Annotated in this window: 13 protein-coding genes; all 13 read right to left on the bottom strand. The window is 40.4% G+C overall.

Going from position 1 to position 13,056, the window contains the following annotated elements:
* Positions 1-182 precede the first annotated feature (182 nt).
* On the bottom strand, positions 183-413 hold the full coding sequence (locus CR194_RS19875; RefSeq protein WP_146035979.1) for a hypothetical protein: 231 nt from the start codon (positions 411-413) through the stop codon (positions 183-185).
* An 814-nt stretch (positions 414-1,227) separates the two neighbouring features.
* Positions 1,228-2,745: a lysine--tRNA ligase gene (gene lysS / locus CR194_RS19870; RefSeq protein ID WP_110612353.1), complete on the bottom strand. Its 1,518-nt coding sequence runs from the start codon at positions 2,743-2,745 to the stop codon at positions 1,228-1,230.
* A gap of 261 nt (positions 2,746-3,006) precedes the next feature.
* Positions 3,007-3,213, bottom strand: a complete 207-nt coding sequence (locus CR194_RS19865; RefSeq protein ID WP_110612351.1) for a helix-turn-helix domain-containing protein — start codon at positions 3,211-3,213, stop codon at positions 3,007-3,009.
* A complete protein-coding gene (folK, locus tag CR194_RS19860; RefSeq protein WP_110612349.1) occupies positions 3,165-3,695 on the bottom strand; it encodes a 2-amino-4-hydroxy-6-hydroxymethyldihydropteridine diphosphokinase in 531 nt (176 codons plus the stop codon). Before folK ends, CR194_RS19865 begins: the two co-directional genes overlap by 49 nt.
* 6 nt (positions 3,696-3,701) lie before the next feature.
* On the bottom strand, positions 3,702-4,064 hold the full coding sequence (gene folB / locus CR194_RS19855; RefSeq protein ID WP_110612348.1) for a dihydroneopterin aldolase: 363 nt from the start codon (positions 4,062-4,064) through the stop codon (positions 3,702-3,704).
* Between the two features lie 17 nt (positions 4,065-4,081).
* Positions 4,082-4,933 carry a dihydropteroate synthase gene (folP, locus tag CR194_RS19850; RefSeq protein ID WP_110612345.1) on the bottom strand — a complete coding sequence of 284 codons (852 nt, stop codon included), beginning with the start codon at positions 4,931-4,933 and terminating at the stop codon, positions 4,082-4,084.
* 30 nt (positions 4,934-4,963) lie between these two features.
* Entirely contained in the window at positions 4,964-5,821 is an 858-nt protein-coding gene (gene pabC, locus CR194_RS19845) for an aminodeoxychorismate lyase (protein ID WP_110612343.1), read from the bottom strand.
* Positions 5,806-6,402, bottom strand: coding sequence for an aminodeoxychorismate/anthranilate synthase component II (pabA, locus tag CR194_RS19840; protein ID WP_110612341.1), 597 nt, complete (start codon positions 6,400-6,402; stop codon positions 5,806-5,808). Before pabA ends, pabC begins: the two co-directional genes overlap by 16 nt.
* Complete coding sequence (locus CR194_RS19835) at positions 6,399-7,853, bottom strand: anthranilate synthase component I family protein (RefSeq protein ID WP_110612339.1); 1,455 nt, start codon at positions 7,851-7,853, stop codon at positions 6,399-6,401. The genes pabA and CR194_RS19835 overlap by 4 nt, the downstream gene beginning before the upstream one ends.
* A 161-nt stretch (positions 7,854-8,014) precedes the next feature.
* On the bottom strand, positions 8,015-8,947 hold the full coding sequence (gene cysK / locus CR194_RS19830; RefSeq protein ID WP_110612337.1) for a cysteine synthase A: 933 nt from the start codon (positions 8,945-8,947) through the stop codon (positions 8,015-8,017).
* 90 nt (positions 8,948-9,037) lie between these two features.
* A complete protein-coding gene (gene hslO / locus CR194_RS19825) occupies positions 9,038-9,922 on the bottom strand; it encodes an Hsp33 family molecular chaperone HslO (protein ID WP_110612335.1) in 885 nt (294 codons plus the stop codon).
* 144 nt (positions 9,923-10,066) lie between these two features.
* Positions 10,067-10,837: a type III pantothenate kinase gene (locus CR194_RS19820; RefSeq protein WP_110612333.1), complete on the bottom strand. Its 771-nt coding sequence runs from the start codon at positions 10,835-10,837 to the stop codon at positions 10,067-10,069.
* Positions 10,838-11,027: 190 nt separating this feature from the next.
* A complete protein-coding gene (gene ftsH, locus CR194_RS19815; protein ID WP_110612331.1) occupies positions 11,028-13,040 on the bottom strand; it encodes an ATP-dependent zinc metalloprotease FtsH in 2,013 nt (670 codons plus the stop codon).
* Between the last annotated feature and the right edge of the window lie 16 nt (positions 13,041-13,056).

The raw sequence follows: 13,056 nt of genomic DNA, 5'->3' as shown, positions 1-13,056 counted from the left end.
ATTAGGCACGCCGCCAGCGTTCGTCCTGAGCCAGGATCAAACTCTCCGATAAAGTACGATGACTAATCATCAAGTTTGATGTCTCTGACATCAAAAAGTTAAAAATTTGTTTCATTGACGGGATATTTTAAAATATCCCACTTCGCTTGGCTTTTTGTTTAGTTTTCAAAGGTCAACTGATGCTATCGTCCAAGTCCTGAAACCAAAAATACTTTTTTTGATAACACCGCTTGTAACAGCACCGCGTTTGTTTTTGTCGTTTTTGGCGACTCAATAAATATATCACCTTTCTCGTCTTTCGTCAATAACTTTATTGAAAAACTTTTTTCTTGTTTTTCGCTGTCGTTATTAATCGTTTCGGAGCGACGGATAATAATATACCACGATCTACGAATACAATGCAATACTTTCAATAAAAAAATATCACATTTTTTTCTTTGTCCGCCCAAACCCTTAATTATCAAGAAAAACGGAAGACATTTTTTCTATGAATATTCGGATTCTAACCTTAATATATAACTTTTCTATATTGTTAGTGTTGAAACTTCTTTGACCATATAGTTAAAATCCATGCTGCTTTTCCAACATCCCGGTAAACATCAAAAGAGGTTAATTAAGTTTATTTCATGAAGACGTACACGTCTTCATGAAATGTTAGCTATATAAAAGAAGTAATATCTCCTTTATTTAGTTCACTCCCCCATTTTATTCGAGTCTACAAAGTAAAAAAACCTCTCCACTTAAGATAATGAAATACCTTCTTCAATTAGCTTGTATTTTTCTACTATCAACTGATTTATTTTTCGGTTCACCTGCCTTCAACTGAGGCCATGCCAAATAATAAGCTTCTATTTCTATAAAATTTTGACAAGTATTTAACGTGAGGTGGGGTGTCTTAGTCGCAACAGTTTATCCAATCTTTCACTATCTTAGAGCATATCTTTATATCTATTAAGGGTGCTTTACCTTCAAGTACATCCGTGAAGGCAAAGCCAAGCATACTCGTAAGATTTTGCCAGGCGATATCAGTCCAATTCCATTCATTAACCAAAGGCTCTGTTATAAGTGGTGTGTATATTTAGGAATCCGACCGTTCGCGTCCTATGGGTGAAACCTCTTCCTCCTTAAGAGACCACTTGGAGAATAGCGGCTTTTTCAAGCTCAAAAGCATATTTACATAACGAAAATCCTGCACAAAAAATATGTGCAGGATTTGTGAAATAAAATTTAGTTGTCTTCTTGACCTTCACTACGATGGCGCATTTGAGGGAATAACAAAACATCCCGAATGGATGGTGAGTTTGTCAATAACATAACTAGACGATCAATCCCTATACCTAGTCCGCCTGTTGGAGGCATTCCATATTCAAGAGATTCAACGAAATCTTCATCCATCATGTGCGCTTCATCATCACCTTGCTCACGTTCAATGAGTTGCGCTTCAAAGCGTTGGCGCTGATCTATTGGATCATTCAACTCAGTAAAGGCATTGGCATGTTCTCGACCTACGATGAAAAGCTCGAATCGATCTGTAAAGCGAGGGTCTTCATCATTCTTTTTCGCCAATGGAGATATATCTAACGGATGTCCATAGATGAAAGTAGGTTGTATTAACTTCTCTTCAACAAATGTTTCAAAAAACTCGTTAACAACGTGACCAAATTTCATCGTTTGTTTCACATGAACTCCGTGTTTTTCTGCTAATGCTCGGGCATCAGCATCAGACATTTCGGTCCAGAAGTCTACACCTGTGTGCTCTTTGATTGCGTCGACCATATGAACCCTCTTCCATTGAGGTTCTAAATCAACGACTTCTTCACCGTATTGAACACTTGTAGTCCCTAAAACTTCTTTGGCGATGTGAGCCACTAAATTTTCTGTAAGGGCCATGACATCTTTGTAATCGGCATAGGCTTCATATAATTCTATCATTGTAAATTCTGGATTATGTCTTGTTGAGACGCCTTCATTACGGAATACGCGGCCAATCTCATACACCTTCTCTAAACCGCCCACGATTAAGCGTTTCAAGTGAAGTTCGATAGCAATTCGCATATAAAGTGTCATATCTAAAGCGTTATGATGAGTCACGAACGGGCGAGCCGAAGCTCCACCAGGAATAGAGTGCATCATAGGTGTTTCTACTTCTAAGTATCCGTGATCATCTAAATAACGACGCATAGACTGAAGGATTTTACTTCGCAATACAAAAGTATCGCGCACTTCTGGGTTTACAATTAAGTCCAAATAACGCTGACGGTATCGTTGTTCCACGTCCTTTAAGCCATGATACTTATCTGGGAGAGGACGAAGAGACTTTGTCAAAAATTGAAGGTCTTGGGCTTTAACAGAAAGTTCACCTACTTTTGTTTTAAAAACAACACCAGTTAAACCGACAATATCTCCAATGTCGGCACGAGTGAATAAATCATACGTTTCTTCACCCACTTGATCCTTACGAACGTAGATTTGAATTTGCCCGGATAAATCCTGAATATGAGCAAAGCCCGCTTTCCCTTTGCCACGCTTCGTCATCATACGGCCTGCAATTGTAACTGAAATCTCTTTTTCGGCAAGTTCATCTTTCTCTACGCGATCGTAATCAGCTTTGATTTTCTTAGCGTCATGTGATCGTTCAAAACGGGACCCAAAAGGATCAATTCCTAAATCGCGCATGTTATTTAATTTCTCGCGACGCACTTGCAGTTGATCGGTGCCTTCAAATTCTTGAGTCAACTCTACCATCTCCTATTATAAATTTGCTTTCCCATTGCACAACAAAGGTTACTATCTATTAAAAAGTAAGTCTTTTTAAAACGGATCTATATTTAAGAAGAAAACTGCCAGTATGCTACTGGCAGTTTCGGTTTATCACAGAGGTATTATAGGAAAGTTCTCCTTACTTGTCAACTTATTAAGGTTGTGCCGCTTTTCTATCAGCGCCAATCCGACAGGGTTTTTCATCGTGCCGTTTCCTGTTATCAACAACTTCTCTCACCTATTTTATTATTTGATAGATGTTAATTCGTCTAAAGAGACGTCTAAAGCAGAAGTCACTCGCTTTAACAAATCTTCTCCTGGCTTCCGAGTTCCTCGCTCGATTTCTCCTAAGACAGATACAGAGACACCGACACTTCTAGCTAAATCTTCTTGCGTATAGCCTTTTAGTTTTCGAAACGCGCGGATCCTTCTTCCCCAAATGAGTTCTTCCATTTACGAACACCTTCTTTATCGGTTAATTGATCTATATATTCATCAATACTTCGGCCATCATTCAACCGCAGGTGAGGATCTATTTCTTTTAAAGGTATTAGTACGAAACCTCGTTCGAGCATGCGAGGATGCGGGATCCGTAATGATTCCAATAAAATATTTTCGTCGTTAAACAATAGAATGTCAATATCAATTGTCCTCGGACCCCATTTCTCGTTACGTTCGCGTCCACCTTCCTGTTCAATCCTCTGAGTCGTTTCCAACAGTTCGATAGGGGTGAGTGTTGTGTTTACTTTTACGACCATATTTAAAAAAGATGGCTGATCTGTTACACCTACTGGGGCTGTTTCATAAATGGAAGACAAAGAAAGAATAGAAATGGCAGGTTCTTCATCTAACTTCGTAATGGCATCGGCCAAATACTGATCCCTTGCTCCTTGATTGGAGCCTAAAGCAATATAACTAATATGGCGGTTACTCATGTTAAGTCAGTCCCTCTCTCTTCTGATCTCTACAGCTACGTGATCATAATGACCTGGAATAGGAGGATCTGGCTTGGTCACTTTCACAACACATGCTTCAATGACGCTAAACCGATCTAATAATAAATGGGCCAACCGGTCAGTGAGAGTTTCCACTAATTTTACAGGTTCTCCTTCAAGGACTTCTTTTGCTGCTTCATATACTTTCGCATAATTCACTGTTTGTTCCAAGTCGTCGCTTTTTCCTGCTGGTCTTGTATCTAATTCCAGTGTCACATCTGCATAAAATCGCTGACCAAGCCTGTTCTCTTCCGGAAATGCACCGTGGTACCCGTAAAATTTCATCCCTTGCACAAAGACTTTATCCATCTGTTCCATCTCCTCTTCTACATAGGCTGAGTAAGGGGTAACTCCCTCTTGCCGATCATTACATCCATCATCTTAGCCATTCGGCTCATCTCCAACACGTCATGAACTCGCACGATGTCACATCCTTTATCAATGCCGAGACAAACCGTGGCACCTGTCCCTTCCATTCGTTCATCGACAGGGAGCTCTAATGTTTTAGCAATTAAAGATTTTCTAGAGGTACCTAACAATAACGGGTACCCGAGACTAGTGAATTCTTCGAGGTGACGCATCACTTGCACATTATCCTCATAAGACTTAGCAAAGCCTATTCCTGGGTCGAGGATAATTCGCTCATCTTTCACGCCCGCTTTATGACAAAGATCAATGCTTTCTTGTAAATCCTTCTTCATGTCCTCTATTAGGTTATCATACTCTGCCTTTTCCCGATTCTGCATAAGAATAATCGGCACATCGTAATGAGCAGCTACTGATGCCATGTGTGAATCAGCTTTGCAACCCCACACATCGTTTATAATGTTGGCCCCTGCCTGAATCGCTTTTTCGGCTACATTCGCTTTGTACGTATCAATAGAAATAGGGACGTTCACAGCTCCCCTTATTGCTTGAAGGGGCTGAATGACTCGCCTCAGTTCTTCTTCTTCATTCACGGTAGTGGCACCGGGACGAGTAGACTCCCCGCCGATATCGATTATGTGGGCCCCTTGTAATACCATATTTTGCGCCCGTTCCGCAGCCTTGACCGCCCCTTTATAAATCCCACCATCGGAAAAGGAATCCGGCGTCACATTTAAGATTCCCATTATGAATGTTTTTTCTGAAAAATCCAGACGATATTGATCCCATGCCATCAGCATATTCTTCATCATTGATCACCTTTTCTAAGTTGAGTTGAGATGTTAAAGGTCTTTCCTGCTCCATAAGTGATAACAGGCTTGTTCATAGCGTTTGTTCACCCATTGAAAAAATGTACCTTTATTTCCTGGGAAAAGGTGTTCGTCCCACATTTCGAGAGGGACAACCCCTTGAATAGAATTAGTTACGAAAACTTCGTCTGCTAACAACGCCTCTTCCAAGAAAAAACGACCTTCGTGCACCGGAATCCCTTCTGCTTTAGTAAGAGCGAGAAGAAATTGACGAGTAATTCCATTGAGGCAACTACAAGTCAGATCTGGTGTAAACAATTGACCGTCTTTTATCCAAAATAGATTGGAGACGACACCTTCTGAAAGAACATGGTCCTCCGTCAAAAAGATTCCTTCTTTATTCGAATCCTCCCCTAGTTCTCGTTTACCTAACATATTATTTAAATAATGATGTGATTTGAGACGTTCATTTCCTTCTGGGGAGTTTCGTCGAGTCATTAATGTTTGTCCACTTTTCGCTACTGGATTTTTAGTAGGTAAAGGTTTCACATAGACAATGGTATTGGGTTGTTCATATGGAGAAGATGTTAATCCTACGCCCCTCTCACCCGCAGAAACATTCCATCGGAAGTATCCATCTTCCAATCCATTTAAACGAAGAAGTTCTTCAATCACTTTTTTCGTCTCTTCTCTTTTATAAAGTTCAGGTATGATATTTAAGCTAAACGCACTTTCTGATAATCGCTGAAAATGGTCATCCAATAAAAATGGATGACCATGATACGTGCGAAAAGTTTCAAACAGTCCTAATCCATACATAAACCCATGATCAAAAGGAGAAAGCTTCACTTCTTCTTCTTTTAAAAATAAGCCATTTATATAGAGGTACATGTCTTGTCATACTCCTTGTATTGATCCAGGAAATTCCTTAATAGACGTTTCCCCACGTCTGTCATGATCGATTCAGGATGAAACTGGACTCCTTCCACAGGTAACGCTTTATGACGCAGTCCCATGATCTCACCTTGTTCCGTTTCAGCTGAGATCTCAAAACAGTCTGGCAACGTTTCTCGTTTGACAATCAATGAATGATAGCGGGTAGCTACAAATGGATTGATGATATCTTGAAAGATAGATCGGCTATCGTGTAATACTTCAGACGTTTTTCCGTGCATTAAGCGCTCAGCACGAACCACGTCACCACCAAATACTTGCGCGATGGACTGATGTCCTAAACAAACACCGAAAATCGGTATTTTACCTGCAAAAAATTTGATCGCATCCATACTAATCCCGGCTTCATTCGGGCTACAAGGTCCTGGTGAGATCATTAAATAGTCAGGTGACATCTTATCAATCTCTTCAATGGTTATTTGATCATTTCTGCGGATCACTAAATCTTGTCCCATCTCTCCTAAATATTGCACTAAATTGTACGTAAAAGAATCGTAGTTATCAATCATTAAAATCATTCTTCATTCCTCCTCAGCTCTTCTTCGCTCATCTCTTTTGCTTTCCACAAAGCTTTCGCCTTCTTTAATGATTCTTTATATTCTGCTTTCGGGTCTGAGTCAATAACAATTCCAGCCCCTGCCTGCACATGACACATTCCGTCTTTTACAATCATGGTCCTTATCGTAATATTTAGTTCCATATCTCCTTGGAAACCAATCCAGCCTAAAGATCCTGTGTATGCGCCTCTTCTCACTGGTTCTAATTCTTCAATGATTTCCATCGTTCGAATTTTCGGAGCACCAGTAATCGTACCCCCTGGAAATGTGGCCGCTATCACATCAAGAGCATCATAATCAGCAGCTTTTATTCCCTTCACATTTGAAACGATATGCATCACATGGGAATATTTCTCAATGACCATCAGTTCATCTACTTCCACCGATCCATACTGACAAACTCGCCCTAAATCATTACGCTCTAAATCTACAAGCATAATGTGCTCGGCGCGTTCTTTTTCATTATTTAACAATGTATCAGCAAGAGCTTGATCTTCTTGTTCATTTTTCCCTCTTGAACGGGTACCCGCTATAGGTCGCGTACTCACTTCTTCTCCTTGTACTTTTACAAGCAATTCAGGAGACGCGCTCACATACTGTAATTCAGGTGTATGGAAATAACCCATATAAGGAGACGGATTGATCTTTCTTAAACAGTCATAAATATGGATTGGCTCCGTCATAGCTTCACGCGATTCCCGCACTGAGAGGTTAACTTGGAAGACATCTCCATCACGGATATATTGTTTCGTTTTCTCCACGGCCTCTTTAAACACATCTTCCTGGAAAGAACGGGAAAAATGAGAAGGTTTTTTTATTGATACATCAGCCGTGCGATTCTTTTTGTTTGTATCATTAAGTCGAGATTGTTCTCCTTCACGCCATCGATCCATCATATTTTTTAAGACGTCCTCTCCATCACTCGCTTGATCAGGAGGGACTAGGGCGATAAACCAAATCTTCTCTTCTCTATGGTCAATGACATACACCTCATCAAAAGCCAATAAATACACATCATCTGTATTTAAATCATCGTCAGCCTCATTTGGAAGCCTTTCAATCTCTCGAATAAGATCATAGCTCAGTTGACCTATTAAACCTCCTTGAAATTCGGGAAGATCTTTATTTGAATCCACTTTATAAGACGATAACCAAGTTCTTAGTGAAGATAACAAAGGTCCTTCGAAATAATCTGTACTTTCACTTGTTCTCACAATCAACCGCTGATTTTTCCCTTTAATGACAGCCCAAGGCGATAAACCAATGATAGAGTAGCGACCTCCACGGCCACTCTCCAACAAAACATGATGTTCTATTTCTTTTGATAAATGTGAATATGTCTTAAACCAATCGGTGGTGATATCTTGAAGATTCACTTGTTTCCCAATCGGTCTTCGTTTAGTTATTATCATTATTATGCCCACCTCACGCTGCCTAAAACGATTCATTTCTTCCACTTATTATACGGTGCATCGTTCATAGGCGCAACGTTAACAAAATTGCGTGACATTACATATCCTCACCCTAAGTATGTATGAAATAGAAAAAAAGAGCCAATCGGCTCTTTTTTCTATTATTCTTCTTCATCAAATTGATACAGTGGAGTACTTAAATAACGTTCTCCGTTACTTGGAATAACCGCAACCACTTTTTTTCCTTTACCAAGCCGCTTTGCCACATCCAATGCTGCATAAATGGCTGCACCGGAAGAAATACCACCTAATATCCCTTCTTCACGGGCAGCACGGCGAGCGTATTCAAATGACTGTTCTGTAGAGACAGTCATCACTTCATCATATAGGTCTGTATTTAATATTTCTGGAACAAATCCTGCACCAATCCCTTGAATTTTGTGCGGGCCTTTTTTCCCTCCTGATAAAATCGGTGAATCAGAAGGCTCTAGCGCTATTAGCTTCATGTCAGGAAACTTTTGTTTCAACACTTCACCAGCACCGGTAATCGTTCCACCTGTACCGATCCCTGAAACAAAAGCATCTAACTGATCGCCAACTTGTTCTAGCAATTCTTTCCCTGTCGTTTCACGGTGTACTTTAGGGTTCGCCTGATTCTCAAATTGTTGGGGCATAAAATACCCTTTTTCTCTTTGCAGTTCACGGGCTTTTTGAATGGCACCGCCCATTCCATCAGGTCCTGGAGTTAAAACAAGTTCAGCTCCATACGCTCGCAACAAGTTCCGTCTTTCTAAACTCATTGTTTCAGGCATAACAAGTAGAGATCTATACCCTTTTGCAGCAGCAACCATGGCTAAGCCAATTCCTGTATTCCCACTAGTAGGTTCAACGATTGTGTCACCTGGCTTCAACGTTCCTTTTTGTTCCGCATCTTCAATCATTGATAACGCAATCCGATCTTTCACACTGCTACCTGGGTTCATAAATTCCAACTTTAAATATACATCAGCATGTTCATCCGTCACCAGTCTTTGCAGTTTCACTAAGGGAGTCTCACCAATTAATTCAGTAATGGAATTCACAACTTTTGCCATGTTCAATCTCCTCCTTAAAACCAAGTAATTTCATTGGATTAATATAAATTAATCATACCAATTACTGGATCCATCGTCAAGAAAAAATCTTTATGCTTGTAATTTGTCTGATAATAAACTCTCTAGTTCTGCTTTCGAGAACAAGTACGTTTCATTACAAAAATGACACGTCGTTTCTGCTCCCTCATCTTCATCAATCATCGCACGGAGATCTTCTTCCTGAAGTCCAAAGATCGCATTAGCCATACGTTCTTTAGAACAATGACATTGGAAGGACGTTTCTATTGTTTCTAACACCTGATAATTCTCTTTACCAGTAAGTTGCTCAACAATCTGTTCAGGGCTAAATCCATCTTTAATCAGTTTAGAAATAGGAGGGAGAGCATTTAAACGTTGCTCAATGTCATCGATCGTTTCATCTTTCACTCCTGGCATCATTTGCAGGATAAACCCTCCTGCACCTTCTACTTCATCTCCTTTACCGATGACCACACCCAGTCCCACGGATGACGGTGTTTGTTCCGAAGAGGCAAAATAATAAGTAAAGTCTTCTCCCAATTCTCCTGAAACAATAGGAACGCTTCCAGTAAAATAATCCTTCATGCCCAAGTCCTTGACAACAGACAAGGACCCTTCATTACCAACTACTGAGGAGACGTTTAGCTTTCCGTTTTCTTTCCGCTCAGGGTCGAGGTTCGCTCGCGAAACATACCCCCGCGCTGTTCCATCTGCATTGGCATCAACGATAATTGGACATGCCGGACCGTTTCCTTCTATTTTTATTGTTAATTTTTCATCCCCTTTAAGCATAGCTCCCATCATGGTTCCTGCAGATAAAGCACGACCAAGGGCAGCTGTAACCGTTCTCCATGTACCTTGTCTCTCGGCTGCCTCTCGCACCATTTCTGTCGATTGGATTGCATATATCCTTACTGTACCTTCATAAGCGAGTGCTTTAATTAAATAATCCTTCATAATATCCTTACTCCTTTTTTAAATAGATAGCTATTCTGAAAACAGACATTGATTAACTTGTTATAAACATCTTCTTAAAGGAAAGATTAACGACGCTTTAATATAATATCACCCTTCTGGATGTTGAGAGCAGTCTCGTTTTTGTTAACCTCTCTGATTCCTTTCGTAAATGAGCTGTAACCCTTTTAACGTAAGCCACTCATCTACATGGTCAATCATGTTTGTTTCTTGATAAATAATATTCGCCATTTCTCCTGTGGCTACCACCGTCGGGTTAGAATTCATTTCTTTTTTTATCCGCCAGATCATGCCTTCAATCTGGCTGAGAAATCCATATAGGTAGCCTGATTGCATCGCATGAATCGTATTTTTACCTATAACACTTTTCGCTTTCACTGTTTCTATTTTCGGTAGCTTTGATGCATGCTGATAAAGTGCCTCCATGGATATATCCATCCCTGGTGCAATGGCTCCACCAACGTATTCTTTATGTTCGTTAATATAACAAAATGTAGTGGCCGTTCCTAAATCTACAATAATTAAAGGGCTATCATAGTCGTTAATTCCGGCTACAGCATTCACAATTCTGTCCGAACCTACCTCCCGAGGGTTGTCATACTTAATATTTAGTCCTGTTTTAGTCCCAGGTCCAATAAACAGAGGGGTGAATTGAAAGTACTTTTCACAGACATTTTTCATACATTGATCAATTGTAGGAAAGACAGAAGATATGATTCCACCTGAAACTTTTTCCAGGCTTAATCCTTCAAATTGAAATAAATGATGAAGTAACACGCCGTACTCATCGACCGTTTTATGTGGATCTGTTTGAACCGTCCAATCGTATTGCAATTCCCCTTGACCATATACCCCAATCGCTAATTTTGTATTCCCAACGTCCATCACAAGATTCACTTTATTCGCCACCTTTTCTCCCTTTTACCTAAAATGATCTAAGGACTTTAAAGTTTAGAGTAAAAAAAGTGTCCCAGCAAATAGTCAAACACTACCACAACCATATATTAATGAATCATTTTAACTAAAACGATTCTAATATTGATTGCAGAAGTAGTGTACAGACTCATGCGGGACACCCTCAATTTATTTACTCATCTTTTTTTCGATCTTTTTCTTTCTCATCTTCTTTTTCATCTTCTGAACCAGAACTCAAGAAATCTTCCATCGCATCTCGTTCTTCTTGCTTGCTTTGGATGTTCACTTTCACATCTTCATCCTCAGAGTTCCCATCATCCTCACCATTTAATTTCTTTGTGAAATGGTGATCGTCAGGCAGTTTCCCTTCATCAATGAGAGATTTAATTTGTTCAGCATCCAACGTTTCGTGTTCAAGCAATGTCTCTGCCACAAGCTCAAGGCTTGCTTTGTTTTTCAGAAGAATTTGCTTACAGCGTTCGTAAGATTCTTTCAAAATTCGCTGAACTTCCATATCAATTTCGTAAGCAATAGCTTCACTGAAGTTTTGTTCGCTGTTCATGTCTCTACCAAGGAACACTTCACCTTGAGTGTTACCAAACTGAACAGGTCCTAATTTATCGCTCATCCCATATTCCATAACCATTTTACGAGCAATACCCGTAGCACGTTGGAAATCGTTGTGAGCGCCAGTGCTTACTTCATTGAACATGACTTCCTCAGCTACACGTCCACCAAGGAGTCCAACGATCTTGTCCAGAAGTTCAGGCTTCGTCATAAAGTAACGATCTTCCTTAGGAAGCATCATGGCATATCCGCCAGCTTGGCCACGAGGAACTATTGTCACCTTGTGAACCATGTCGGCACTTTCCAATTTCACTCCGACAACGGTATGACCTGCTTCATGGTGAGCTACAATTTGACGCTCTTTTTCTGAAATGACTCGACTCTTCTTAGAAGGTCCTGCAATCGTTCGATCAATCGCTTCTTCTACAGAAGCCATGTCGATTTTCTTTCTATCTGTTCGGGCAGCTACAAGAGCCGCTTCATTCAATAAGTTCTCTAAATCTGCACCTGAGAATCCAGGTGTGCGTTGAGCGATCGCCTTTAAGTTTACATTGTCTTCAAGAGGCTTGTTTTTCGCATGAACTTCAAGAACCGCTTCTCGACCTTTTACATCAGGACGCCCAACCATAATCTGGCGGTCAAAACGACCAGGACGAAGCAATGCGGGGTCTAGTATATCTGCACGGTTTGTAGCAGCAATGAGGATAATTCCTTCATTTACTCCGAAGCCGTCCATCTCAACAAGTAATTGGTTTAACGTTTGCTCACGCTCATCGTGTCCGCCACCTACGCCTGCTCCACGACGGCGACCAACTGCATCTATCTCATCAATAAAGATGATACAAGGCGCATTCTTTTTCGCATTTTCAAACAAATCACGCACTCGGGATGCACCGACACCAACAAACATCTCTACGAAATCCGAACCACTAATAGAGAAGAACGGAACGCCAGCTTCTCCAGCTACAGCTCGAGCAATTAATGTTTTACCGGTACCTGGTGGTCCAACGAGAAGAACCCCTTTAGGAATTCTTGCACCGATTTCCGCGAATTTGCGAGGTTCTTTAAGGAATTCAACAACCTCTACCAATTCTTGCTTCTCTTCATCGGCCCCTGCTACATCTTTGAAACGGGCTTTCTTCTTATCTTCGCTCACGAGCTTCGCTTTACTCTTACCGAAATTCATGACACGACTTCCGCCACCTTGAGCTTGGCTCAATAGGAAGAAGAATAAAATAAAGATAATCACAAATGGAATAATGGCTGTAAAGAAGTTCACCCATCCACTTGGTTCCTCTGCTTGTTCAATAACTAATTCATCAATACCCGCTTCACCTGTAGAGAAGACGACTTGCTCTAAAAACACTTGTAGATCGGGAACATTTACTGTGAAATATTCATCCTCTTCTGCTCCTCTAAGTTGTCCACGAGCGGCATATACATCTAATTTAGGTTGAATCGATAAAGATTCAATATTATCATTTTGCAATTCTTCTCTGAATTCATTTAATGAGATTTCTGTCGTCTCATCTGGGTCAGCCTGAAAAATGCTGACAATCCCTACGATAACTAAGAAAATCAATAAATAAAATATCGTATTACGAAATATCCGATTCATCCTGAACCTCCTCCCA

The organism is Salipaludibacillus keqinensis (genome assembly GCF_003226325.1).
Lineage (GTDB): Bacteria > Bacillota > Bacilli > Bacillales > Salisediminibacteriaceae > Salipaludibacillus > Salipaludibacillus keqinensis.
This window is presented reverse-complemented; position numbering and strand designations above follow the sequence as displayed.

Excerpts from the sequence above, each read along its gene's own strand:
- lysS (WP_110612353.1), bottom strand. The coding sequence starts at position 2,745 with ATGGTAGAGTTGACTCAAGAATTTGAAGGCACCGATCAACTGCAAGTG.
- CR194_RS19865 (WP_110612351.1), bottom strand. The coding sequence starts at position 3,213 with ATGGAAGAACTCATTTGGGGAAGAAGGATCCGCGCGTTTCGAAAACTA.
- folK (WP_110612349.1), bottom strand. The coding sequence starts at position 3,695 with ATGAGTAACCGCCATATTAGTTATATTGCTTTAGGCTCCAATCAAGGA.
- folB (WP_110612348.1), bottom strand. The coding sequence starts at position 4,064 with ATGGATAAAGTCTTTGTGCAAGGGATGAAATTTTACGGGTACCACGGT.
- folP (WP_110612345.1), bottom strand. The coding sequence starts at position 4,933 with ATGATGAAGAATATGCTGATGGCATGGGATCAATATCGTCTGGATTTT.
- pabC (WP_110612343.1), bottom strand. The coding sequence starts at position 5,821 with ATGTACCTCTATATAAATGGCTTATTTTTAAAAGAAGAAGAAGTGAAG.
- pabA (WP_110612341.1), bottom strand. The coding sequence starts at position 6,402 with ATGATTTTAATGATTGATAACTACGATTCTTTTACGTACAATTTAGTG.
- CR194_RS19835 (WP_110612339.1), bottom strand. The coding sequence starts at position 7,853 with ATGATAATAACTAAACGAAGACCGATTGGGAAACAAGTGAATCTTCAA.
- cysK (WP_110612337.1), bottom strand. The coding sequence starts at position 8,947 with ATGGCAAAAGTTGTGAATTCCATTACTGAATTAATTGGTGAGACTCCC.
- hslO (WP_110612335.1), bottom strand. The coding sequence starts at position 9,922 with ATGAAGGATTATTTAATTAAAGCACTCGCTTATGAAGGTACAGTAAGG.
- ftsH (WP_110612331.1), bottom strand. The coding sequence starts at position 13,040 with ATGAATCGGATATTTCGTAATACGATATTTTATTTATTGATTTTCTTA.